General features: G+C 73.3%; 12 protein-coding genes. 1 reads left to right on the top strand and 11 read right to left on the bottom strand.

Going from position 1 to position 22,925, the window contains the following annotated elements; translation table 11 throughout:
• Nucleotides 1-94: 94 nt before the first annotated feature.
• The 8 genes from ACIBI4_RS22780 to ACIBI4_RS22745 all read right to left on the bottom strand — a co-directional run bounded on the left by ACIBI4_RS22780 (nucleotide 95) and on the right by ACIBI4_RS22745 (nucleotide 15,994).
• On the bottom strand, nucleotides 95-3,085 hold the full coding sequence (locus ACIBI4_RS22780) for a hypothetical protein (RefSeq protein WP_399205821.1): 2,991 nt from the start codon (nucleotides 3,083-3,085) through the stop codon (nucleotides 95-97).
• 2 nt (nucleotides 3,086-3,087) lie between these two features.
• On the bottom strand, nucleotides 3,088-4,917 hold the full coding sequence (locus ACIBI4_RS22775; RefSeq protein WP_399205820.1) for an HSP90 family protein: 1,830 nt from the start codon (nucleotides 4,915-4,917) through the stop codon (nucleotides 3,088-3,090).
• Nucleotides 4,918-5,069: 152 nt separating this feature from the next.
• Nucleotides 5,070-6,050 (bottom strand): hypothetical protein, encoded by a 981-nt coding sequence (locus ACIBI4_RS22770; RefSeq protein ID WP_399205819.1) that lies wholly within the window; start codon nucleotides 6,048-6,050, stop codon nucleotides 5,070-5,072.
• Nucleotides 6,051-6,168: 118 nt separating this feature from the next.
• Nucleotides 6,169-6,978 carry a siderophore-interacting protein gene (locus ACIBI4_RS22765; protein WP_399205818.1) on the bottom strand — a complete coding sequence of 270 codons (810 nt, stop codon included), beginning with the start codon at nucleotides 6,976-6,978 and terminating at the stop codon, nucleotides 6,169-6,171.
• Between the two features lie 139 nt (nucleotides 6,979-7,117).
• Nucleotides 7,118-11,356 (bottom strand): S8 family serine peptidase, encoded by a 4,239-nt coding sequence (locus ACIBI4_RS22760; protein ID WP_399205817.1) that lies wholly within the window; start codon nucleotides 11,354-11,356, stop codon nucleotides 7,118-7,120.
• A gap of 123 nt (nucleotides 11,357-11,479) precedes the next feature.
• Complete coding sequence (locus tag ACIBI4_RS22755) at nucleotides 11,480-13,012, bottom strand: SagB family peptide dehydrogenase (RefSeq protein WP_399205816.1); 1,533 nt, start codon at nucleotides 13,010-13,012, stop codon at nucleotides 11,480-11,482.
• A 90-nt stretch (nucleotides 13,013-13,102) separates the two neighbouring features.
• On the bottom strand, nucleotides 13,103-14,389 hold the full coding sequence (locus tag ACIBI4_RS22750) for a 3-deoxy-7-phosphoheptulonate synthase (protein WP_399205815.1): 1,287 nt from the start codon (nucleotides 14,387-14,389) through the stop codon (nucleotides 13,103-13,105).
• A 147-nt stretch (nucleotides 14,390-14,536) separates the two neighbouring features.
• Entirely contained in the window at nucleotides 14,537-15,994 is a 1,458-nt protein-coding gene (locus tag ACIBI4_RS22745; protein WP_399205814.1) for a multicopper oxidase family protein, read from the bottom strand.
• Nucleotides 15,995-16,158: 164 nt separating this feature from the next.
• Between ACIBI4_RS22745 and ACIBI4_RS22740 the strand changes: the two genes are divergently transcribed.
• Nucleotides 16,159-18,078 carry an ABC1 kinase family protein gene (locus ACIBI4_RS22740; RefSeq protein ID WP_399205813.1) on the top strand — a complete coding sequence of 640 codons (1,920 nt, stop codon included), beginning with the start codon at nucleotides 16,159-16,161 and terminating at the stop codon, nucleotides 18,076-18,078.
• 35 nt (nucleotides 18,079-18,113) lie between these two features.
• On the opposite strand, the gene cydC is transcribed toward ACIBI4_RS22740, so the two are convergent.
• The 3 genes from cydC to ACIBI4_RS22725 are packed head-to-tail and all read right to left on the bottom strand — an operon-like array spanning nucleotide 18,114 to nucleotide 22,887.
• Entirely contained in the window at nucleotides 18,114-19,943 is a 1,830-nt protein-coding gene (gene cydC / locus ACIBI4_RS22735) for a thiol reductant ABC exporter subunit CydC (protein ID WP_399205812.1), read from the bottom strand.
• On the bottom strand, nucleotides 19,940-21,877 hold the full coding sequence (locus ACIBI4_RS22730; RefSeq protein WP_399205811.1) for an ABC transporter ATP-binding protein/permease: 1,938 nt from the start codon (nucleotides 21,875-21,877) through the stop codon (nucleotides 19,940-19,942). The genes cydC and ACIBI4_RS22730 overlap by 4 nt, the downstream gene beginning before the upstream one ends.
• Complete coding sequence (locus ACIBI4_RS22725; protein WP_399205810.1) at nucleotides 21,877-22,887, bottom strand: cytochrome d ubiquinol oxidase subunit II; 1,011 nt, start codon at nucleotides 22,885-22,887, stop codon at nucleotides 21,877-21,879. The genes ACIBI4_RS22730 and ACIBI4_RS22725 overlap by 1 nt, the downstream gene beginning before the upstream one ends.
• Nucleotides 22,888-22,925: the final 38 nt, after the last annotated feature.

Genomic DNA, 22,925 nt, shown 5'->3' with positions numbered 1-22,925 from the left:
AATCATGAGGTCAAGGCCCGGCTCGAAAAGGAGCCGGGCCCTGGTCAGGCGGGGTTCAGCGCTCGCGCGGTGCCGTGCCCACGCTCCGCCGGTCTCACTGGTCGCGCAGGTCGGACGCCAGCTCGGTCAGCGAGGCGGCCTGGTCGGTGCGGCCCAGGGCGGTCAGGCGGGCGATCGCCGCTTCCACGCGGGCGAGGGCCGGTCCGGTGCGCTCCAGGTAGTGGCCCTCGACGGCGCCCGCGAGGCGGACGCACTCGACCCATTCGCCGAGCCGGTCGTCCTCCTGCGCCCCGGCGTCGTCGAGCAGGGCGGTGGCCCGGGCGAGGGCGGTGAGGGCGTTCTCGTACTCCCCCGCGTAGGCGTTGATCCGCCCGTGCTCGTAGGCGAGCGCGGTCTCCAGGGACCGGCCCTGCGCGCGGTACCCGGCCGCGCGCGCCTCGTCCGCGACCCGCTCGGCGTCCGCGAGCAGGGCGCGGGCTCCGGGCAGGCCCTCCTGGCCGAGCTGCTTGGCCTGGAGGCGGGCGACCTCGCGCAGGTTGTTGCTGAGCTGCTCGAAGCGCGGCGCCCGCGCGTGGGCGGCGAGCGCCTGGCCGACGGCCTCGCGGGCCGCGTCGAACTCGCCGGATTCCGCGAGCAGGACGGCCGTCTCGCCCGCGATCATCGCGTGGCTGCCGGGGTCGTCGTCCCAGCGTGCCGATTCGGCCGCGAGCGTGGCGAACTCGGTGGTGGCCGCCTTGAGATCGCCGCCCGCGTGCAGGGCGCGGGCGCGGGTCAGCCGCAGTTGCGCGGTGAGCCGGTCGTCCAGTTCCCCGTCGGCGACGTCCGGTTCGGCGAGGACGGAGTCGAGCAGGGCGATGGCGTCCTCGACGCGTTCGAGGTCGACGCTGAGCTGGGCGGCGTTGCTGTACGCGCAGAAGCCGTCGATGCGGCTGCCGTGGCGCAGGTGGTGCTCCGCGGCGCGGGTCAGGTGGCGCAGCGCCTCGTCGGTCCGGCCCAGGTGCATGCAGGCATCGGCCAGGTCGGCGTGCGTGCGGCCGAGGTCGTTGGCGTCCGCGGGCCAGTCGGCGGCGCAGCGCAGGGACTCGGTGAGGTCGGTGTACGCGCTCTGCGCGTCCTGCAGGCCGAGGTGGAGGCGGCCGCGCAGGCCCAGGGCGCGCGGCAGGTGCCAGGCGGGTCCCGCGGTCCGCAGCGTGGGCAGCAGCGCGTCGACCGCCGTGACCGCCTCGGGCAGCTTGCCGGCCAGCGCGTGCACGGTGGCGCGCAACAGGGCCGCACCCGCGCTCTGCTGGACGAGGCCGTGCCGGTCGGCGAACTCCTGCAGCAGATCGTGCTCGGCGTACGCCGGGGCGATGTGCTCCTCGCTGCGCGTCGCCTGGAGCCGGATCCCGTACGCGGAGGCGCGCAGCCGCAGCAGCCGTGCTTCCTGGTACGGGGTGAGACCCGGGGTCTCCTGGTGGAGCCGGACGAGGCCGGCGTACGCGGCGTTCAGCGCGTCGACGTGCGCGGCCGTGTCGCCGTCGTCCGGTCCGCCGGCCTGTTCCGCGCCCACGGCCTCGGCGCCGGCGAGCAGGGCGCAGCCCCGGGACACGGCGGCGTGGCCCGGCAGTCCGGCGTCCTCGTAGAGGCCGGCCGCCTCTTCGTGCAGGCTCGCCGCCTCCGCGTACTCGTCCTTCTCGCGGGCCCCGTACGCCTCGTCGGTCAGCAGGTCCGCGCGCAGCTGGAGGAACGTGCCGACGGCCGGGTCCTCGGGGTGGCGGTAGTCGCGGGCGGCGGTCAGGACGCGCAGCCGGGCCCAGCAGGCGGTGTCGTCCGGGTGCCCGATCTCGTCCAGTTCCCGTGCCTTGAGGATGAGTTCGGGCAGCGCTTCGGGGACGCTGGCGGTGGGCCGGGCGGCCGTGGCGGGCGCCGCGGGGGCGACGGATCCGGCGGCGGGTGCGGGCAGGGCGGCCGCGGCCACGTCGTCGAGGGCGCGCGGGCGCAGGGTCAGCTCCAGCGCGTCGAGCAGCGGGGCGCGGTCGAGGCGGGCGCGGCGGTAGGCGCTCTGCGTCGCGGTGCCGTTGCGGCTGTCGAAGCGGGCGGCGAGCTCGTCGGCGCGGGTGGCGATCTCGGCGCGCAGGCTCGTGACGGTCCAGGTACGGCCCGCGTACCCGGGGGCGTTGAGCTCACCGTGGCCGAGGAGTTCGACGCGCCGGAGCAGGACCTCCACGCCCGTGAGGAAGTCGAGGAGCTCGGACGGGGAGTCCACCTCCTCGAACAGGGTCCGGTTCTCGGCGAGGAGCTCCAGACCGCGCGCCTCGTTGCCGGTCAGTGCGCAGAACTCCAGGTGGCGGCCGACCTCCCCGGCCATGGAGGCCGTGCGGCGGCAGGCGCGGTAGCCGGCGAGGTGCAGTTCGCGGGCCCGGTCCTGCTGCCCCGTCCGTACGAGGGGGAGCAGAGCGTACGACATGGAGCGGGCCGGCTCCTCCTGGCAGGAGCCCTGCCCGGCGAGCACGGGCTCCCAGATGTCCAGGGCACGCCGGTCCTCGCCCTTGTCGAGGTGGTACCGGGCCCGCCCGCTGGTCTCGCAGGACTCGCAGTCGCTGTACTGGACGCGGGTGCGGCTCGCCCACAGGTCGTAGGCGGTGTCGGTGTCCTCGCCGGTGTGCGTGGCCAGCCAGTACGCCTGTCCGTAGTACGGCTGGAGACCGATCCCGGCCTTGGTGTACCGGTCGCGCATCTCCGCGAGCCACTGCCGCAGGGTGGCGAGGGGGATCTCGGGAAGGGCGACGAGCGCGTTGGCCACCCACTTGAAGCGCCAGAAGAGCTGGGCCTTCGCCCGCTCGTCGAACACGTCGGGCTTCTCGTCGTAGAGATTGAGCAGCCGGGCGAAGACGACGGGGGACTTACGGGGTTCGGAGCCGTATGTGTACGCCTCCTGCAGTTCGAGCAGGGCGTCGATCAGTACGGCCGGGTCGTCGAACTGCTCGGCCAGGTCGGCGAGTTCCTCGGCCGTGACCGTGCGCGTGCGCCCGTAGGGGCGCTGGTCGTTCTCCCGGAGCGCGTCGTAGAGCGCGTCGATCGTCTGGGGCAGGGGTGCAGTCGGCATCGTCAGCTGTCCTTGCGCAGGGCGTGGGCGAGGAGGTCGAGGAAGGAGCGGTTGATCAGGCTCGATTCGGAGGGCCGGAGCGGGCGCCGCGAAAGGAGGGCCGCCTGCCCGTAGAGGGCTTCGGCGCTGGTGCGGGCGAGCTCGGGCTCCTCGATGGCCACGGCCGTGCGGACCAGCGGGTTGAGCTGGTTGAGGATCAGCTGGGCGCGCGGGGCCTCCTGGCGCAGATGGCCGAGGATGCCGCCCCACAGGCCACCGTCCTGCTCGCGGGCGAGCTGGGAGCGGGTGCGCTCGTGGCGGGCCTCGCGGCTGTCGACGAGCAGGGCGGGGGCCGAGGCCGGCTGGAAACTGCGCAGGGCGACATCGCAGTCGAAGACGGCGAGGGCGTCGCGGGCGCGGGCGAGGTAGGCCGCGGCGGCCATCTCCGTCTCCCGGTCGACGGGGTCGAGGTGCGCGGTCAGCGTCTCCGGGTCGAGGTCGGCGACGGTCACCTCGGGCCGGACCTCGGGCAGCCGGTGGACCAGGTCGCGGTCGTACGTGTAGCCGCCGTTGACGACGCCGAGTCCGGCGGCCGAGGCGATCGCGGCGACCTGCCGGAACTCCTCGACGCTGGACGTGACGAGCACGGTGCGGTGGCTGCGGGCGAACTCGTCGAGGGTGGCGTGCCCGTCGGTGGTCTCGAACGGCAGCCAGGGAAGCAGCATCCGCAGGATCTCGTCGTCGTGCACGGCGAGGGATTTCACGGCCAGGTGGTGGACCTGCAGGAAGCGGCCGAGCAGCTCCGGGTCGCTGGCGGCGGCCCGTGCGATCCACTCGCGCAGCCGGTCGGCGAGTGCGTCGCGTACGGCGGCGAGGGTGTCGTCCTCGTACAGCGCCTCGCGGGAGGCCGTCGGGCGCAGGCTCTCGGCGTCGACGACGCAGCGCACGAAGAACGCCCAGTCGGGCAGGATCTCGGGGGCCTGCTCGGAGAGCAGCATGCCCTTGACGTGCACGCGATGCCCGTGGCGGCGGCCGCTCGGGACGGCGTCCGGCAGGATGCAGGCGATGCCCTTCAACCCGACGGCGGGCAGGTCGAGTTCGATGGTGTCGAGCGGCTTGAAGCCGAAGACCTCCTCGCCGTACGCGGCGAGGGCGCGGTGGCGGGCGCCCGGCGTGGGGTGGGTCTGCGACCAGGGGGCGGGCTCGGGGTTGACGGCGGCGGGCGCGCCCGGCGCTCCGTCGTCGAAGGTCACCGGGTGGCGCAGGAGCGAGCCGAAGTGCCGGGCCAGGGAGTGCACCCGCTCGGGGCGGGTCCATTCGGCGGCGTCGGCGCGGGGCGTCAGGGTCACGGTGGTGCCGGGCCGCGGGCGGGCCGAGGCCGGGAGCGTACGGACCGTGTAGCTGCCGTCGCCGCGGCCGCGCCACTCCACGGCCGGGGCGTCCGGCGTACGGGCGCTGCGGCTGACGACGTGGATCTCGTCGGCGACGAGGAAGCAGGAGAGCAGACCGATGCCGAACTGGCCGATGAAGTCGGCGCGTTGCTCGGCGATCTTCTCGGCGCGCTTGCTGGAGCGGCCGATGGTGGCGAGGAAGGTGTGCACGTCGGCCTCGGTGAGACCGACGCCGTCGTCCTCGACGCGGACGACCGAGCCGTCCGCGAACACCCGGATGCCGAACGTGCCGTGCGGCTCCAGGGCGTGCCGGGCGGTGAGGGCGTCCACGGCGTTCTGCAGGAGTTCGCGCAGGTAGACGCGAGGGCTGGAGTAGAGGTGGTGGGACAGGAGGTCGACCAGGCCGCGCAGGTCGACCTGGAAGGTGCGGTCGGTGGCGGGGGTGCTGTCGCGCTGGGGCATGAGGCAGTCCGAGGGTGAAGAGGGGTGACGGGAGGGGTGGGGCGCGGGCCGGCGGAGGCGAGGACGGGAGGCGGTGGGGCGGGCCGCGGAGGGCGGACGGCGGGATGCGGTCCGCCGGGCCTTGTTCCGCGGTGCCGGGACCGGCCGGTGGCTCAGAAGGCCTTGCGGAAGCGCGCGTACGCCTTCTCCGGGTTGGCCATGAACGTCCAGGGCCACTCGGTGTACACGCCGTCCAGCTCGCGGAAGACGTTCGAGGCCGTGCTGCTGCCGGCCAGCGAGAGGGCCATCGCGAAGATGTTGTAGTCGCCCTGCCAGCCGAGCCGGCGCTCGTACGCGTGGTGCAGGATGCTGCGCTCGGCCGCGGTCCGCAGCTCGGTGCGGATCCGCGGGTCCTGCAGGCAGTCGCCGTCGTCCGACTCCACCCACTGCTCGACGTACGCCATGGCGACCACACAGCCGAGGCGGTGCCCGTCGGGCGCGGCCGCGAAGGCCCGGCGGGCGAAGTCCAGGGCCTGGCCCGGCTTTCCGCCCCAGCGGGGCTGCAGATGGCCCACCCATTCCAGGTGCACGTCGACGTCGAGCGGGTCACGGCGCAGACCGGCCGCGAGCCGGGCCTCCTGGATGCCGTCGTCGAGGGACATGCCCCGGCCGGAGGTCAGCAGATGGCGCCAGGGCGTGACCCAGCCGGGCCGCAGTTCCGCGGCTTCGAGCAGGTGCTCCTCGGCGATCCGCAGCCGCGCGTAGAACGTCTGCCACTGCTCGCGCGACACGTCCTTGGCGTAGGCGGAGGTGCGGGCGTCCCAGCCCCACTGGATGTGGCGGGCGCCCGAGATGAGGAGCGCGGTCGCCCGGTGCTCCTTGTCCTCGTCGGCGGCCCGGACGATCCACTCCTCGACGCCGTCGATGGCGGCGATCTGCCCGAGCACGGCCTGCTGGTGGCCGAGATCGAAGGGTGCGAGGCCCGCCTTCAGACCGGCCCAGTCCCCCGCGTCGGCGGCCTCCACGAGGGCGAGCACCCGCGGGTCGCCGAGCGCCCGCAGGGTGCGGACCCCGTGCTTCCCCTTGACCGGGGCGAGGACCTGCGCATCCCCCGCCGGTCCGCCCTCACCCCTGCCGAACAACTTCCCCAGCATGCCGCGCCCTCCCCAGGTACCGCGTGATCGTCCGCGCAGCATAAGCGGGGGGTACGACAGTGCGTCCATAGGGTATCCGCGGAAACTCCACAAGGGAGCCGGGCCGTTCCGCGGCCGGTCAGCGCCAGTAGCCGGTGAAGGTCACGGCGTCCTTGGCGAACCCGCGCTCCCCCACCAGATGCCGCCGCGTCTCCGTCGCCAGCCTGCGTCCGCCGGCCACCCACGCGTACCCGGGTCCGTCCGGCAGCGCGGCCGCCTTCACCTCGGCGAGCACGCCCTCGCCGGAGGGCGCGCCGTCCTTGCGCACGACCCAGTGCAGGGTGGTGGTGTCGGGCACGTCGAGCTGCTGCACGTCGTCCTCGTGCGGGACCTCGATATAGGCGTGTACGGGGACATCGCCCCCGGCCGTGGACGCGATGATCCCCGCGATGGCCGGGAGAGCCGTCTCGTCGCCGACCAGCAGGTGGACCCGGGCCGTCGTCGGCGGGACGAAGGTGATCCCCTCGTCGAGGATGCCCACCTCGTCCTCCGGGGAGCCGTCCCGCGCCCAGGCGGAGGCGGGGCCGAGGGAGCCGTCGGCGGACTCGTGCAGGGCGAAGTCGACGTCGATCTCCGGGCCGTTGCTGTGCAGGCCCTGCGAACGGTGGGAGCGGACCGTGTAGTTGCGGCCGACGGGCCGGGTGCCCTTGGACATCAGCATGTACTCGGCCACCCACAGGCCGCCGGTGCGGGTGGGCAGGCGCAGGCCGCGCTCGGACGGCAGGAAGAGGCGGAACCACTGGTCGTACCCCATGGGCGCGAAGGCGCGCAGGGCGTCGCCGCCGAGCGTGACCCGGACGAATCCCGGGCTGATCCGCTCGCGTGCGACGCCTCGCACGACGAGGAAGTCCCGCTGTTCCGGCTTGAGATACTTCCCGCCCTTGGCCACCGCGCCCACCCCTCACCTCGTAAAGTTAGGTAACCCTAACAAGAGCGGTGACCGGCCGGTAGCCCTTGGATGCGAGGAGGGCCGGCCCGCAGTGCGGACCGGCCCTCCTCACCCGCGAAGCGCGGTGATCAGCCGGTGATCAGTCGTCCAGCGTCAGCCGCTGCACGCCGCCTTCGTTCGTGCCGGCGTACAGGGCCTTGCCCGACGGGTCCACCGCGAGCGAGAGCACGTCGGTGTTCTGCATGCCGCGGGCCACGCTCTTCCAGGTGCGGCCGCCGTTCTCGGACGTGAGGACGCCCCGGCCTCCGAACGGGAAGCCCCAGTCCCAGCGGCTCTGCGTACCGGCGTACAGGGTGTCGCCGACCTTGACGATCTCCGAGACCTTCATGCGCAGGCCGCCCGAGTCACCGGTGCGGAAGGTCTTCCCGCCGTCGGTGGAGTACCGCAGCTCCTGGCCGCCCGCGACGATCCGCGAACCGTCGAGGAGCAGCGAGGTGGTCTCCTTGCCGTCCACCTCGGTGAGGGTGCGGCCGCCGTCGTCGGAGTACCACAGGCCGAGCGCGCCGCCCAGCCACAGCCGGTCGGAGCCGGGCTTCTTGGCGAGGGCCCCGATGAACAGCTTGTGGTTGTACGAGCGCCACTTGGCGCCGCCGTCGGTGGTGACGTACACCCCGCCGTCGGCCCGGTTCGCGTAGCCGACGGTGACCTTGTCGGGGTTCTCCGGGTCGATCATCAGCGAGGTGAGGGTGCCGTCGAGGCGGCCCCGCTCCTCCCAGGTCTTCCCGCCGTCGGTGCTCTTCTGCAGGAGGCTGCCGCCGAACTGGCTGGCGAACACCCGCCATACGACGGAGGAGTCCTTGGCGTACGACTCGATGAACGGGATGTCCGTACCGATCGAGCCCTCGTTCTCCCCGGCGCCCCAGTCAGGCCCGGCCACCGGCAGTTCGGTGCGGTACTGGCCGTGCGTGCTGCCCGCGAGGAGCGCGCCGTCGGAGTAGGCGAGCGAGGGGATGCTCGCCCCCTGGACGCCGATCCGGTCCGGCGCGCCGTCCTCGGCGCCGCGCAGGATGCCGGAGGAGGAGGCCTCCATGGTGTACGAACCGTCCGCCCAGCGGTCGAAGTCGCCGATCACGGAACCGCCGTTGGGCTGCGGGGTCTCGGTCCAGGTGCGGCCCGCGTCCTTGCTGAGGTAGATCGTGCGGGCATCGTCGTGCAGGATCTCTCCGCCGGACAGGGAGACCGAACCGTTCGGGCGGTGGCCCGTGTTGCGCCAGTTCCGGCCGCCGTCCTCGCTCACGTACAGGCCGGAGGCGCCGCCCTGCACCTGGACGGTGACGAGTTCGTCGCTGACGTCGTAGCCGAACAGCGCCTGATTGGCCTCGGCCGCGTACACCTTCTCGGCCGGCTTCGGCGAACCGGTGACGAAGTCACGGATCACGTAGATGTTCTTGCCGTGCCAGCCGTAGAGGTCGTCACCGCCGATCTGCACCGCGGTGATGTAGTCCGTGCCGAAGCCGAGGTCCTCGACCTGCCACGTCTTGCCCTTGTCGCGGCTGACCGTGTGCCGTCCCATGATGTCGGTGGCGACGAAGACGTTCTGCCCGGTGTCGGTGATCAGGTCCTCGTACGGGGCTTCTGGCGCACCGGACTTGGTCCAGGTGCGGCCGTTGTCGCGGGTCTCCATGATCATGCCGCCGTTGCGGACGGGCGGGTGCACGGAGTAGACGGACAGCCACCAGTGCTCGGCGTCGTCCTTGTCGACCACGATGACCGGGGGCCGCTTCACGCCGCCGAACGGCAGCCGGGTGCGCTGCTTCCAGGTCTTGCCCTTGTCGGTGGTGACCCAGGCGCCGCCGATGGTGCCGTTGGAGACCACCGCCTGGCCGGGGGCGGACGGTGCGAGGGTGAGCTGTCCGCCGTCGCTGTACGGGCCCACCGGCGACCAGTTACTGCTGTGCTCGCCCTCCGGGGTGACCTCGAAGGCGCCCTCGCCGTAGGTGTCGCTGCCGTAGGCGGTACGGCCCTCGACGCTCAGCTCGTACGTGCCGGGGCGAAGGTCCTTGAACGCGGCCTCGTAGTGCGTGTCCGCGAGGCGCTTCATCTTCACCTCGTACGACCGGCCGTGACGCGGGTCCACGGTCAGCGTCGGGGCGCTCGCGAACGGCGCGTCCGAGTAGGCGTAGACGGTCGCTGTGCCGTCCGACGGGTCGGGAGTGGCCTCGACCGTCACGGGCATCGCGGTCAGCTGGTAGGGGACGGTCATGTCCGGGCCGCGGTCCGGGTCGACGGTGAGGCGGCCGGTGATGTCCTGGTAGCCGGCGGGCCGGTCGGCCTCGACCTCGACGGTGACCTTCTTGCTGCCGCCGGCCGGGATCCGGACGGACGAGGGCGAGACCTCGGCCTGACCGTCGCCCTTCACGCGGGCTTCGAGGGTGCGCTTGCTGTTGTTGTGGAGCGTGACCGTACGGCGCTCCTCGACCTCGTCGTCCTCGGTGAGGTCGGGGTGGCCGAAGGCCAGGGTCGCCGGGGACGCGGTGAGCGTCGCGTCGGCGGCCGCCTCCGTGTCCAGGCGTCCGGCGCCCTGCGCGGTGATCTCCGCACCGGCCAGCGGCTTCGCGCTGCCGGTCAGCTCGTCGCGCAGCTGCGCGGCGGGCTTCTCCGGGTGCAGCTGACGCAGCAGCGCGGCCGAACCGGCCACGAGCGGGGTCGCCATCGACGTACCCGAGAGCCGGAAGTACCCGCTCTCCACAAGGGACTTGGGCACAGTGGAGCGGATCTCCACGCCGGGCGCCACGATCTCCGGCTCCAGGCCGAAGCGCGGGCTCGGGCCGCGCGAGGAGAAGGAGGCGATCTGGTCGCTGGAGTCGGTGGAGCTGATGGTGATCTCGGTGTCGGTGCCCGCCAGCGTGGCGAGCTCCTTGCCGGTCAGCGCGTCCACCCCGAGGATCGGCAGCTTGTCCATGCGCCAGTGGTCGGTGCCGAGGGTGCCGCTGGTGGGCGCCACGCGCGCCTCGCCCTTGCGGTCCTGCTCCGGCTCCTCGGCCTGCTCACGGCCGTGCTCGGCGGCCACCGGGCCGCTGTCCGAGGTCACTCCGCCGATGACGGCGAGGGCGCCGCGCTTCTCGGCCTCCGCGTAGAACTCCTGCTCGAAGTCGGTGACTCCGTCCTCCTCGGTGCGGCCGGGCGGCATCGCGTAGAGCAGCACCTTGCCCTTGACGTCGCCGGCCCGCTCCCAGTCCGCGGGCTCGCCCCAGCCGAGGTCGACGACCTTGCCGGTGCCCGCCTCGGCGGGACCGTAGGCGGTCATCAGGCCCGGGTACGTCTGGATCTCGTCCTTGCCGACGGCGGCGTGCGGCACGCGCGTACGGGAGGTGGAGGCGCCGACGGTCAGGACGCCGTCCGCGGAACCGGGCGAGCCGATCGCGTACTGCGCACCGTCGTTGCCCGCCGCGGCCACGACGAGGATCCCCGCCTCGGTGGCGGCCGTCGCGGCGAGCCCGACGGGGTCGGTTCCGTCGATGCCTTCGCCGGTCGCGCCGATGCTCATGTTGATGATGTCGGGACGATGCGGGTTGGCCGGGTCGGCGGCGGCCTCGATGGCGGCGATGATGTCGGACATGTCGCCGTAGCCGTCCGCGTTCATCGCCTTGTAGGCAAGAAGCCTGGCGTCCGGCGCGGCGCCGGTGACGCCGCCTTCCTTCGCGGGCTTGGCGGCGACGATGCCGCCGACGTGCGTGCCGTGCCCGTTGTCGTCCATCGGGTCGGCGTCGTCGTTGACGAAGTCGTAGCCGCCGACGACCTTGCAGTCCGCGCCGAGGCAGCCGCCGAGATCCGGGTGGCTGTAGTCGATCCCGGAGTCGATGACGGCGACGGTGACGCCCTTGCCGGTGGCCTTGCGCCCCTTCGCGTCCTCGCGCTGCCAGACCTCGGTGTTGCCCACGAGCCGATTCGCGTCAGCCATCGTGATCTTCATCTTCGTGTCCGGCACGACGGCCTTGACGCCCGGCAGCTTCTTGAGCGCCGCGACGTCCGCCGCATCGACGGTCATCGCGACGGCGTTGACCAGCAGTCCGAGCCTGCGTACGGACTTGCCCTCGACACCGGCGCTCCCGGCCCGCCCGAGGAAGTCCTTCTGCCGCTTCGCGATCCCGGCCTTCTCGGCCTTCACCTCGGCGACGGACGCGTCCTCGGCCTTCCCGGCAGGCGCCTGCATCGCGGAGGCACCGTCAAGCATGACGATGACCTTCTGCTTGCCGGTGCCGGCGGCGACGGACGGCTCTGCGGATGGCGCTGCGGCGGCGGTCACGGACGGCACCGATGTGAGCAGCCCGCCGAGCACCGCGGCCGACAGGCCTATGTGCACAGTTCTTCGATTCACGTACCCCATGGGGATGCACACTCGCCCCGAACCACTGCGGCGGACAACGGGGTGGGGTGACCCACCCGTGCCGGTGGCATGGTTGGGCCAGAGGTCAGGTGGGCTGCACCTGTCGCCACCGCGTCAGCGCGTTCCGGGGCCGGCTCCGTCGGGCGGCAAGGCCCATTCAGGGCTGTTGACCATGTGCCATTCGCTGCCGGAGTCCGCCGGGATGCCGGCGTCCGGCGGCAAGGTGCCCAGGAGGAAGTCGCCGACGGAGGACTCGGTCAGGTAGTCGAGGCCCAGAACGCGGGCGGACAGGTCGGCGTCGCCGTTGCCGAGTCCGCAGGGCGCCAGGTTCATGGCCGTGGCCACCAAGTACATGGTCTGGTAGAGGACTCCGGTGTGGCGCAGGGTCGTCGCATACGCCATGGCCCGGTACTTCCACGCCATCCGCTGGAACCGCGAGGTCACGGTGAACAGCACATCGGGGTGCACCTCGAAGCCGGCCGAGCGTGACGCGACGCCGAGCATCGCCCGCCGGTCGGCTTCCGCTTCGTTGACGAGGACGAGGCGGTGTGCGTACGAGTCGTAGAAGTAGATGCCGGGTGTGAGGCCTTCGCAGCGCAGGACGGTGGCATACAGCTCGAGCTCGTAGAGGGAGCCGCCGCTCGGGTAGGGCCGCGAGACGATCTCGTCGCCTTCGGCGGCGGGCGTGTGATGCACGCGGATGCGCTGGACCCGGTAGAGGAATTCCCCCAACTCGTCGGCGGTCATGGCCCGTTCGCCGAAGGTGCGGCGGGTGCGCCGGGTTTCGATGGCCGCGGTGAGGGACGGGTCCTTGCGGTCCAGGTCCGCACGCCGCGGACGGTGCAGTGGGACCGTGCGGCCCTCGGGCACGGGTTTGACCGCAGGCTGCGGGTCGATCACACCCCGGTAGGGGTAGACGGCCCCGAAGGCCGCGTCGTACCGGCCGGAACGGACGCGCGAGTGGAAGAGCAGGTCATGGAAGTCCCACTGGCGCAGCCTCGGTTCGGTGTCGGAGGCGAACGAGCCGTCGGGCAGGGCCGGTTCGACAAGCCCGGCGCCGACGAGGTGCGCCAGGGCGTCGAGCGTCTCCGCCTCGCTCAGGCGCGCGGGCTCGCCCGCCTCCGCTGCGGGGACGGGCTGCCCCAGCGCGGCCACCAACTGGCGGGCCGCGGCGTCGAGAAGCACGGCACGGAACTTCGCGAGCGGTGACTCGAGGACGAGCACGCCGTCGCGCGTACGGCAGAGCGCGAACCGCGACAGCCGCACCCGCGTGTCCGCGGCCACCGGAACGGTCCGGTGCCCGGCGTCCGGTGCGGTCGGTTCGAGCCGCAGCACCTCCCTGCGTACCGGCGGCTCCTGGTGGGTGAGAACGCTGTGCGCGAGGAAGAACCCGACCCGTTCCACCACCGCGTCGACCAGTTCGCGTTCCGTGTCGTCGAGCCCTTCGTACAGCTCCTCCTGCGGCAGCGGCCCCTCGGCAAGGCGCTGCAGCACCGTGCGCAGGGCGCCGCGTACGGGCCGCAGGACGAGGCTGCCGCCGGGGCCCCGCAGGTGGACGGCGTCCCCGGCGGCGAACACCGCCTCCGCGTCGGTACGCAGTGTGCGGGCCTTGTGCGCGGGCGGATGCTCGGCCGGCGGGGGGATCATCGGGCCTCCGGGGGGATCGCGGGAACGGGAACGGGAACGGGAACGGCAACGGTGTACGCGCACAGACTCGGCCCTCTCCGCGCTCTCCCGCTACATCTCCGGCTCCCGCAGCCGGCGTCCGGGCCCGTGGGTCCGGCCCGCGATCCGCGCCAGGTGCTCCGCCACCTGCAGGGACTGGTCGTGGTTGAGGCGCGGGTCGCAGGCCGTTTCGTAGCGCAGGGGCAGGTCGGCCTCCGTGACCGGGCCGCCGACGCACTCCGTGACGGCGGTGCCGGTGAGTTCGAGGTGCACGCCGCCCGCGTGGCTGCCCAGGGTGCGGTGGACCGTGAAGAAGCCGTCGAGTTCATCGAGTACGGCGTCGAGATGGCGGGTCTTGTGGCCGTCCGCGGCCCGTACCGTATTGCCGTGCATGGGGTCGCAGACCCATACGGGCCGCAGCCCGGCTGCCATGACCCGCTCCACCAGGGGCGGCAGCACCTCCCGTACGGCGTCGGCGCCCATACGGGCGATCAGGGTGAGGCGGCCGGGATCGCGGTGCGGGTCGAGCAGGCCGGCGAGCGCGAGCACCTCGTCGGGGGTCGTGGCCGGGCCGAGCTTCACACCGACCGGGTTGCGCACCTGGCGCAGGAACTCGATGTGGGCGCCGTCGGTCTGCCGGGTGCGCTCACCGGCCCAGAGCAGATGCCCCGAGGTCGCGTACAGCGCGCCCGTGCGCTCGTCGACGTGGGTCAGGGCGCTCTCGTACTCCAGGATCAGCGCCTCGTGGCTGGTGAACAACTGCCTTGCATCGCCGTCGGATCCGTCGAGGCTGCCGCTCGCGGTGCGCGAGCGCAGGAAGTTCAAGGTGGCGGCCGAATAGTCGTAGACGCGGCCGAGCCTGCGCGGGTCGGGGGTGCGGGCCTGCGCCGTGAAGGCACGGCCGTTGACGGCGTCGCCGCGGTACGCGGGCAGGGCGCGCGTCCCGCGGGTCTCGGTGTCCTCGGAGCGCGGCTTGGCGTACTGTCCCGCGATCCGGCCGACGGTGACGACCGGCCGCCGGACGCCTTCGGCGAGCACCGCGGCCATCTCGCCGAGGGTGCGGAGCTTGCCGTCGAGCCGGTCCGCGGTGACGGCGTCGAAGGTCTCCGCGCAGTCGCCGCCCTGGAGCAGGAACGCCTCTCCGCGGGCGACGGCCGCGAGCCGGGCGCGCAGTGCGTCGCACTCGCGGGCGGTCACCAGGGGTGGCCGGACGGTCAGTTCGTCGGTGACGGCGTGCAGTGCGACGGGGTCGGGCCAGTCGGGCTGCTGTGCCGCCGGCCGTGCGCGCCACGAGTCGGGCCTCGGGTCGGCGGGCAGCACGGCCGGCCGGGCGGCGGCAATGCGGGCGGGGGGCGTCATGGTGGGCCTCGCTCGGGTCGGGCGGCCGTCGGCGGACGGCAGTCGGCGGACAGCAGTCGGCAGTCGGCGGACCGCAGTCGAAGACCCGCTCAGGCTCGGCCCCGGTGCGTGAAAGCCGGTCAAGGCCGACTCGATACGCGGCCCGGTTCAGACGATCTTCATCGTCGCCATCATGCCCATCGCCGAGTGGTCGAGCATGTGGCAGTGGTAGACGTACTCGCCCTGATACCTGTCGAAGGTGGCCTGGAGCCTGACCGTGTCACCGGGCATCAGGACCACCGTGTCCTTCAGCCCCTGCTCGGCGGGCCCGGGCGCCGCCCCGTTGCGCTCCAGGACCCTGAACTGCACCAGGTGCATATGGAAGTTGTGCGGCACCAGCTTGTTGGCGTTGGTGACCGTCCATATCTCGCTGGCTCCGAAGCGGACGCGTGCGTCGACCCGCCCGGGATCGTAGACCTTCTCGTCCATGTACCCCTGCGGATCCGGACGCCCGTCCTCGTCCATCCGCAGCACGATGGCGCGTTCGGCGGTGGGTGCGGGCAGGCGCGGCAGCGTGCGCAGGACGGACGGTACGGACGAGGCGTCGGACGCGGTGCGCACCACGTCGAAGCGCAGCACCTCGCCTATCTCCTCCACGGGTCCGTAGCCGGTGTTCTTCAGGACGATCTGCGTGCCCACCGGGTAGCGCGAGAAGTCGATGACGACGTCGACTCGTTCACCGGAGGACAGATGGACGGACTTGGTGGTGTGCGGCCGCTCCAGGAGTCCGCCGTCGGAGCCGATCTGCACCATGTCGCCGTCGTCGGCCAGGCGCAGTTCGACAAAGCGCATGTTGGAGTGGTTCGCCAGGCGCAGCCGGTAGGAGCGCGCGGCGACCTGGAAGTACGGGTACGGCGCACCGTTGACGAGCAGGGTGTTACGGGCCCGGTCGCCCATCTGGTAGACGAGTTGGCCCGTGCCGGTGTCGAAGTGCGCGTCCCGTATCCCGATCACGACGTCGTACTCACCCTTGGGCAGCGGCAGCGCCTCCTCCGCCTCGTCGGTGAGCAGGTAGCTGCCGTGCAGACCGCGGTAGACGTTCTCGGACTCCAGGTGGTGGGCGTGGTCGTGGTACCAGAGCGAGGCGTGTGCCTGTGTGTTGGGGTACACGCACAGGCGCCGGCCGCCGGGCGCCAGGGTGTCCATCGGGGCGCCGTCGTATTCCGGAGGCAGCTCACCGCCGTGCAGATGGACGGAGGTGTCCACGTCCAGGGAGTTGATCTGGCGGACGACCACGGGCCGGCCGCGCCGGGCCTTGATGGTCGGTCCGGGGAACTGGCCGTTGAAGGTGCGCAGTTCGGTCCGCAGTCCCGGCAGGATCTCCTTGCTCGCGGTCCGCATGGTGACCGTGTAGAGGTCCACACCCCCCATGGTGGAGTCCGGCTTGAGCACCGGCACCCGGGGCATCGCGGTCGCGAACCGCGGCACCGCGGCGGCGGCCGGGCCCGCGGCGGGCCGCTCCGCGGGCTGAGCGGCGGCGTGCAGCACGGGGAGCAGCGAACCCCCTGTGAGCCCCACACCCGTGGCAGCAAGTCCGGTGCCGAGCACGCGGCGTCGGGTGACCATCGTTCCTCCTGGATACGCGAATGCCCTGCTCCGTCGCCGGGGCGGCGGGAGAGCGGTGAGCGGCGGTGCGGGGCCGAGTGCAACAGCGCCTCCTCGCGGGCCGCTCAAGCCGTCCTCGAGCGCAACTCGCTTTCCTGGAAAGGAACTTCACTACCCTGGACACTATGTGGGTTATCGGAGGTATCGGGGCTTTCGTCGTGATTGTGCTGCCGGCGCTGGTCGGGCGGCGGCTGCTCGGCATGGACGCCGGTGTGCTGCGGGTGCTGCTCGCCGCGCTGGTCGGCGTCGCCGTGTCCGGCGCGCTGATCGGCCCCGGACTGCAGAGCCCCGGAAGCGGCGTGGTGCTCCTCACGCTGATGCTCGGGGTCGGACTGCTGACCGCGATGGTCTGCCTGTTCGTCCTCGACCTCCTCGTGCCGCCGCTGCGGATCCGCCCGCTGGCCTGGGCACGGGCGGTGCGCGGCCGGATGGCGCGGGCCCGCCGCTACTCGCAGATCGTCTCGATCCTCGGCCGGCACGGCCTCGGCCCGTACCTCAACGGCCGCGCCAGGAACGGGGACACCCGGCACACGCGGCTCGCCCGTGAGCTGCGCGAGGCGCTGCAGGCGGGCGGCACCACCTTCGTGAAGCTGGGCCAGCTGATGTCCACCCGGCGCGATCTGCTGCCCGAGGCGTACATCACCGAGCTCGGTGAGCTCCAGGACCGGGTGCAGCCCGTGCCCTGGCCGCAGATCGAGTCCGTCCTGACGGAGAGCCTCGGCGCACCGCCGCACGAGGTGTTCGCCGTGTTCGACCGCGAACCGCTCGCCGCGGCCTCCGTCGCGCAGGTGCACGCCGCCGAACTGCGGGACGGCTCCCGGATCATCGTCAAGGTGCGCCGCCCCGGCATCCGCGAGACCGTCGAACGCGACCTGGACATCGTCGCGCGCCTGGCCCGGACCCTGGAGAACCGCACCGAGTGGGGGCGCAGTCTCGGCCTCACCGGCCTGGCCCACGGGTTCGCCGTGGCGCTGCGCGAGGAGCTGGACTTCCAGGTGGAGGCGCGCAATCTGACGGCCGTACGCAAGGCGGCCGAAGCCCGCCGCGACGGCAGCGTCCTGCTGCCCGCTCCGCACGAGGAGCTGAGCGGCGAACAGGTCCTCGTCATGGAACGCATCGACGGCACACCGCTCGGGCAGGCCCGCCCCGACAGTCCCGAGCACGGCGCGGACCTGGCGCGGACGCTGCTCACCGCGCTCCTCGACCAGATCATGTACGACGGGATCTTCCACGCGGACCCGCATCCGGGCAACATCATGCTGCTGCCCGACGGGCGGCCCGCGCTCCTCGACTTCGGCTCGGTGGGCCGTCTCGACGGCGGGCTGCGCTCGGCGATGGCCGAGCTGTTCCTCGCCGTGGACAGCGGCGACCCGGCCGCCCTGCGCGACGCGCTCCTCGAAGTGACCGACCGGCCCGAGGACGTGGACGAACAGCGCCTCCAGCGGGCGCTCGGCCAGTTCAGCGGCCGCCATCTCGGGCGCGGTTCGACCCCGGACGTGCAGATGTTCACCGATCTGTTCCGCCTGGTGGCGGACTTCCGGCTCGCGATCCCGCCGGAGATCGCGGCGGTGTTCCGCGCGCTGGCCACCATGGAGGGCACGCTCGGCCAGATGTCGGCCGGCTTCGACATCCTGGCCGCGTCGCGCTCGTACGCCTCGAAGCGTTTCGCGCGCCAACTGGAGCCCGAGACGGTGCGGGACGCCGCGCGCGACGAACTGCTCACGCTGCTTCCGGTGCTGCGCCGGCTGCCGCGGCGTATCGACCGGATCGGCGGCGCGCTCGAGGAGGGGCGGCTCGCGGTGAATGTGCGGCTGCTCTCGGATCCGCGTGAGCGCCGCGTCATCGGTGAACTGCTCAGCCGGGTCGTGCTGACCGGGCTCGGGATCTTCTTCGGTGTCCTGGGTGTGCAGTTGCTCGGCACCGAGGGCGGCCCCGAGGTCACCGGCACGCTGTCCCTGTACGGTCTGCTCGGCTACCACCTGCTCGTCCTGTCCGCCGCCGTGGTGCTGCGCACGCTGTATGTGCTGACCAGGCCGATTCGCTGAGGGGCGGGCCGGCCCGGTCGCGGGGATGCGCCTCGTCACCCTCGTACGGTCTGCACTTGAGGTGGCCGAGGGCTCGTCAGTTGCGGCAGGACGTCCGCCGGTGTGCCGCGGCGGATGACCCGGCCTGCGGCCATCACCAGGATCTCGTCCATCGCTTCCAGACCTTCCGTGCGATGGGTGACGAGGATCAGGGAGCGGCCCCGGGTCGAGGCGAGCACGTCCGCGAGTACGGCGTCGGCGGTGGCCCGGTCCACGCCCTCGGTGGGTTCGTCGAGCAGCAGCACGGACGGTGCGGCGAGCAGTGCGCGGGCCAGGATCAGCCGTTGCCGCTGGCCGCCGGAGAGCCGGCCGCCGTCGGCGCCGACCACCGTGCCGAGCTGCCCGGGCAGGGTGAGCACCCAGTCGAGAAGGCCCGCGCGGCGCAGTGCGTCGTGCAGTTCGGTGTCGTCCGCGTGCGGCCGGGCGGGCAGCAGGTTGTTGCGTACGGAGGTGTGGAAGACGTGCGCATCCTGCAGGGCGCCGCTGACGGTGCGGCGCAGGACGGCCTCCGGGACCTGGTTCAAGTCGGCTCCGTCAAGGAGCAGTTCACCTCGCTCGACCGCGACGAGCCGGGCGACTGCGGCGAGCAGCGTCGACTTGCCCGCGCCGCTGGCTCCGACGATGGCGACGCGGTGACCGGGCGGCAGGTCCAGGTCCACGCCGCTTACCGCGTAGGGGTCGGTGGGGCGGTGGCGTATGTGGAGGTTGCGGAGGGAGAGGTGGACCGGGGGTGGCGGGTTGAGGGTGCTGTCCGTGAAGTGCCGGTCACTGCCGGTCTGTTCGAGGTTCGGTGCGCTCGTCGGCGCATCCGTGGGTGCGCTCGTCGATGCATCCGCGGGTGCGCTCCTCGGTGCGTCCACGGGGGCCTCTGCGGGTGCCTCTGCCGGCACGTCCAGCAAGGCGCGTACGCGGTGGGCGCTCGCGGGCAGGGACATGAGCTGCTGCGCGGCCGCGGGCAGCGGAGCGAGCACCTCGAAGGAGGCCAGTGCGAGCAGCGGCAGGACCACCTGCCACACGCCGGGCGCCCGGTGCGCGCACACCAGGGTGACCGCGATGACCGTCACCCCCTGCACGACGGTCAGGGCGGCCGTCGCGCACGCGGCCGCCAGCGCCGCGCCGCGGTCGTGCGCGCGCAGGCGGTGAGCGGTGTCCGCGGCCCGGCGCACCTCGCGGCCGGCCGCGCCGAAGGCCCGCAGGTCCGCGGCTCCGTCCAGCAAGTCGACGGTTCTCACGGCGAGTTCGGCGCGGAGCGCGGCTCCGCGGCGTGCGGCACGTGCCGATGCGAGTGCGGTCAGCGCGGGCACGAGGAGGCCGCCGGCGGCCAGGCCGGTGAGCAGGACGAGGGCGGCCGGCGCGGAGACGAGCGCGGCGCAGCCGACCGTCGCGGCCGTGACGGCGAGCGCGGACACGGCCGGCAACAGCACCCGCAGCAGCGCGTCCTGGACCACGTCGACGTCGGCCACGAGCCGGGACACCGCATCCGCGTCGCGGACGGCACGGACGTCGCGGTGGGTGGCGGGGCGCCGGGCCAGTGCGCCGAACACCCTGCCGCGCAGCCTCGCCACCGTGCGCAGCGCCACGTCGTGGCCCGCGAGGCGCTCCCCGTACCGGAAGAGGCCGCGGGTCACGGCCAGGGCCCGTACCGCGACGATGGCCACGGACAGTGCGCCCATCGGGGGCATCTGCGCGGCGCGCGCGATGAGCCAGGCGGCCAGGGTCATCAGCGCCACGGCGCCCAGGTCCGCGGCGAGCGCGAGGCAGGCGGCGGGGAACAGCCGCCAGGGCGAGGCCCCCGCGGTCCGCAGGACGAAGACCAGGTCCCTCACCGCACCGCCTCCCAGGCGCGCACCCGCGCGCCGCGTACGTCGAGCCGCCGGTCGGCGCCTTGGACGAGGCGCTCCCGGTGGGCGACCACGAGGACGGTGCGGCCCGCCATCAGGCTGCGGCTCGCGGTGAGCACCTCCTCCTCGGTGCCCGCGTCGAGCCCCGCGGTGGGTTCGTCGAGCAGGACGAGGGGGGCGTCGCGCAGGAAGGCGCGGGCCAGCGCGATGCGCCGGCGCTGTCCGGCGGAGACGGTGGTGCCGCGCGCGCCGAGCCGGGTCGCGTACCCGTCGGGCAGGGCGGCGATGAAGTCGTGGGCCGCGGCGGCGCGTGCGGCGCGCTCCACCTGTTCGTCGCGGGCGTCGGGGTCGCCGAGGCGGATGTTGCCGGCGACGCTGCGGTCGAAGAGGTGGGGCCGCTGCGGCACCCATGCGGTCTGCCGCAGCCAGGCGTCCGGGTCCAGCGCCGCGAGGTCCTTGCCGTCGACGAGGATCCGGCCGGACTCGGGTCGTACGAGGCCGAGCAGCAGCGCGAGCAGGGTGGACTTGCCCGCGCCGCTGGGGCCGGTCAGGGCGATGTGCTCTCCCGGTTCGACGCCGAACGAGACGTCGCGCAGGACGGGTTCGGGGCGGCCGGGCAGACGGACGGTGACGTGCTCGAAGCGAAGCTGCGGCAGGTGGGTGCGGTGGGCGTCACCGCTCGGTATCCGGGCGTCACGGCTCGCCGTGCCGACGGTGCGGCTCGCGGCGGTTCGCGCGGGGTCGGCGTCGGCTCCCGTACGAGGCGGGCCGGAGGGCGGCGCGGAGTTCTGTGGTGGCCTCGGGACGCTCGGCTCCGGTGGTTTGGCGACGTCTCGCCGTACGCTCGACTCCCCTTCTGAAGCGGATGATTCCTCGCGCGGCGCGCCGACGCCCGCCGGAGCGTCGAGTGACGTCAGCGCTTCCCGCGCCGTCGCCATCCCCTCCGTGCCGGCGTGGAAGCGGCTGCCCAGCGCACGCAGCGGCTGGAACGCCTCCGGCGCGAGGAGCAGCACGGTCAGGCCCGTTGTCAGGTCGAGGGAGCCGCCGAGGAGGCGCAGTCCGACCGGGACCGCGATCAGGGCGATCGACAAGGTGGCCACCGTGTCGAGGACCAGCGTGGACAGAAAGGTGATCCGCAGCGTCCGCAGCGTGGCCCTGCGGTGGGCGTCGGCGACCTCGGCGACGATGCCCTCCTGGGCCGGCGCACGGCCCAGGACGCGCAGCGTGGTCAGCCCGCGCAGCGCGTCGAGGAAGTGTCCGCCCAGGCGCGCGAGCGCCGCCCACTGGCGGGCGGTGGCGTCCCGGGTGTGCAGCCCGACGAGCGCGCCGAACACCGGCACGAGTGGCAGGCTCACCAGCAGGATCAGCGCGCTGACGGGGTCGTGGACCAGCATCGCCACGAGCACCGCGGGCGGTACGAGGCCGGCCACGAGCATCTGCGGCAGATAGCCGACGAGGTAGGGGTCGAGCGCGTCAAGTCCCCTGGTGAGCAGGGTGCTTGTCTCGCCGGCCCGACGGCCGTCCGGGTCGTACGGGCTACGGCGGGCGGCCGCGTCGAGCAGACCGGTCCGCAGCGCGAGCTTGATGTCGGACGCGGCCCGCTGCGCGGCCGTGGCCTGCGCCCAGCCGGCGATGCCGCGGGCCGCGACGGCGGCCGCGGCCCAGGCGACCGCGCCGCCGTCGACCGCGTTCCCCGCGAACACCCCGCCGAGCAGCCGGGCGAGCGCCACGGCCTGGACGACGGTGCCCGCCGCGCCGAGCAGTGCGGCTGCCGTCACGAGCAGCCCGGTAGTGCCGGCGCGCGGGGTCAGGCCGAGCAGCCGACGCCGGATCGCGCGGTCACTGTCCGGATCCGCGGCGGCGCGCCGTCGGGCCGCCCGCCCGCCCGGCGGATCCGCCACCGCACGCCGGCCCGCCATCAGAAGTACACCGGCGAGCGCTCATCCGACTTGGCGCGGAAGGCCCACCACTGCATCGCCTGGAACGCGAGCAGTACGGGCAGGACGAGGAGCACCACGGGTCCGACGACGCCGAGCGTGCCGGGGTCCGCCGCGGCCTCGGCGACCGACAGGTGCTCGGCCGGACCCGCGGTGGCGACCACGGCCTGCGGGAAGTGCGCGGCGCCGATGACCAGGACCGGGGCCAAGGCGGCGAAGCCGCTGACGAGGAAGGCCCGCGGGCTCGCGGCGGACGCGAGCCGTGGCGCCCACAGCAGCGCGCCGACCGCGGCGAGGAACAGCAGCGCGGCGGGCAGCGGGTTGAGCAGGCCGTCGCGTGCGCGGCCGTCCACGAGGACCGCGAGGGCCGTGACCGTGGCGAGCCCGGCCGCCACGGCCGTGAGGCGGCGGGCCAGCTCCGCGGCCCGCACGGCGACGGGTCCGTCGGTGCGCACCGCGAGGAACACGGCCGCGTGCAGCGCGAAGACGGCCACCGCCGTGAGCGCGGAGAGCAGCGGCACCGGGCGCAGCAGCCCGCCCACGTCGATGCCGAGGTGCCCGTCCTCGGCCGGTACGGCGCCGAGCACCGCACCGCCGAGGGCGCCCCACATCAACGCGAGGACCACACACGTCAGGTGGACGAGGGTCTCCCAGCGGCGGCGTGCGCGCGCACCGGACACCCGGCGCCGGAACTGCATCGCCGCCTGCCGCACGAGCAGGGCGGCGACGGCACACACGATCACCGGGTACATGCCGCTGATGACGGTGGACTCGAGGCCGGGGAAGCCGCCGAGGACGATGCCGGCACTGGCGACGAGCCAGACCTCGTTGCCAAGGAAGAACGGACCGGTCGCGGCGGCCACGGTGTGCCGCTCGGCCTCGTCACGGGCCAGCCGGCGGCCGATGATCCCGGTGCCGATGGTGATGCCGTCGAGCAGGAGGTAGCCCGCCAGGAGCAGCCCGAGGAGCGCGTACCAGATGTTGTGCCACACGTTGGACTCCCAGTGTGTTGGCGCCGTCGAAGGGGCGG

It is taken from the genome of Streptomyces sp. NPDC050418, from assembly GCF_044458745.1.
Lineage (GTDB): Bacteria > Actinomycetota > Actinomycetes > Streptomycetales > Streptomycetaceae > Streptomyces.
This window is presented reverse-complemented; position numbering and strand designations above follow the sequence as displayed.